The following is a 2,124-nucleotide window of genomic DNA, read 5'->3' on the forward strand; positions in this document are numbered from 1 at the left end:
CGAATATAGCACCGACTAAGGATGCCACACCCATCGACAGCGCGCTCCAGAAGGTAACCCGCAATACACCAGGCCCCACTTTAGCTCCTCCGACGCGCGCGGCAAGTCCGCCAAGGATTGCCAGGGAAACCAGCGCCGTCACCCGCAATACTCGGAGCCACCCATCGCTGCGGGGCGAGCGCCGTGACGATGAGCGGCAAAGCGGCTCCCACCGAAAAGCTGCTGGCCGACGCCAGCGCGGCCTGCAATGGATTTGCCGCGGTCGTTTCCGAAATACCCAATTCGTCGCGGGCATGCGCGCCGAGTGCGTCGTGAGCCATTAAAGCCTGCGCAACCTGTTTGGCAAGCGCCATGTCGAGGCCGCGCCGCACGTAAATCGCCGCCAACTCTCGATGCTCGCGCGCGCCGTCCGCATCGAGCTCCGCCTGCTCTTCGGCGAGCGCCGCAGTTTCTGTATCCGCCTGCGACGAGACCGATACGTACTCGCCTGTCGCCATCGACATCGCGCCGGCTACCAATCCAGCCAGGCCGGTCAGCATCAGATGGCCATGTTCGGCGTGCGCGGACGCGACGCCGATTATCAGACTTGCCGTCGAAATGATGCCGTCGTTTGCGCCAAGCACCGCAGCGCGTAGCCAGCCAATCGCCTTGATTCGATGCGGTTCCTTGTGAGCCTTGGGCATTGGCAGACCCTAGCGGTCTCGACCCTGATCACGCGACGGCCCTGCGTGGGGCAGCATCCGTTGCAGCACATGGTCTTTCAGAACAAAGCGGTGGAACAGCGCTGCGACGACATGCAGACCAATCAATGCGAAGAGCACCCATGCGAGGATGCCATGCACATCCCCCATCTCGTGGCCGAAGGCCGAGCCCGGTTCGCTCAGCGCCGGATAGGGCACCACGCCCAGCAAGCGGACCGTCCAGCCGCGTGAGGACGCGTTGATCCAGCCGAGCAGCGGCACCAGCACCAGGGCGGCGTAGAGGAGAACATGCGTTATGCGCGAGACGACGCTGAGTAGCGGCGGCAGCTCATCCGGCGTGGGCCAATGCGTCAGTCGCCAGATCACCCGGATTGCCATCACGGCGACGAGCGTCGCGCCCACGCCAAGATGCCAGGCGATCAGATTAACCGGCTGGGTGTCTTTGTGGACATCCGGCATCGTCCAGCCGATCACGAATTGCATAGCGACCAACAGGACGGTTAGCCAGTGCAGAGTGCGCGCGACTGCGTCATATGCCGGACGCTTCATTTCGTAGACCTTAGCCATTCTTGCTCCTCAAGTTACCACGACCGATGAATTGATGAGGTGCGCAGCCTGCGAATTTTGAACTCATAGCCCGAAAAAAACACTGCACAAATCCGATCGGTTCTAGCGATCCTACCTCAAGGAAATCTGACGCTGGGCAGGGCGATCCGGATGCTCGACTCCGCTGCTGTTTCCGCACAGCCGCCAACGTAGCGTCGGCAAGACCGGGAAGCCGGGAGACCGAGGTTTTCCGCTTGAATCACGGCAACAGTTTGCCCCTTAGCAGGCAACGTCACGGGCCGGCTTCTTGCTATTCCTCCCATGCATCATCAATTAACGCTCTTCGTGGGGAACCCACATGCGCCTGCTAAACCGTCTGGCTATTTCAATGGTTTTGCCGCTGGCCTCCTGCGCGGTCGGCCCATCAAGTTCAAGCGACGCGGGCTTCGGCGCGTCGCCCGCCATGCCGGCTCCGGAATCGTCGTTGGTTCCGATGGTCAACATCGCGCCTGTTCAGGCGCGCCCCGACGGTTTCATGCCCACCGCTCCCGCTGGCTTTCTCGTCACCGAGTTTGCCAGTGGCCTCGCGCACCCGCGCTGGCTTTACACGCTGCCCAATGGTGACGTACTCGTAGCGGAAAGCGACGCGCCAAAAGAACACGATGAAGGCAGCGGCCTATTCGGCTGGGTTAGAAAGCAGGTCATGAAGCGCGCAGGCGCCGGTGTACCGAGCCCCGATCGCATTGTGCTGTTACGCGATGTGGACGGCAGCGGCGTCGCGAGGACTCAGGCCGTGTTTCTGGGCGGCCTCCACTCGCCGTTCGGGATGGCGCTCATTGGCAATCAACTATATGTTGCCGATACGGACGCTCTGCTG

General features: G+C 62.0%; 1 protein-coding gene and 2 pseudogenes. 1 reads left to right on the forward strand and 2 read right to left on the reverse strand.

The features are described 5' to 3' along the window. Both WCA53_RS22720 and WCA53_RS22725 read right to left on the reverse strand, forming a co-directional pair. Positions 1–683: pseudogene (locus tag WCA53_RS22720) on the reverse strand (VIT1/CCC1 transporter family protein); the annotation flags it as partial. A gap of 9 nt (positions 684–692) precedes the next feature. Next, on the reverse strand, positions 693–1,268 hold the full coding sequence (locus WCA53_RS22725) for a cytochrome b (RefSeq protein ID WP_423915802.1): 576 nt from the start codon (positions 1,266–1,268) through the stop codon (positions 693–695). A 337-nt stretch (positions 1,269–1,605) separates the two neighbouring features. Between WCA53_RS22725 and WCA53_RS22730 the strand changes: the two are divergent. After that, a pseudogene (locus tag WCA53_RS22730) lies at positions 1,606–2,124 on the forward strand (sorbosone dehydrogenase family protein); the annotation flags it as partial.

Source organism: Caballeronia sp., assembly GCF_049581465.1.
Classification (GTDB): Bacteria; Pseudomonadota; Gammaproteobacteria; order Burkholderiales; family Burkholderiaceae; genus Caballeronia.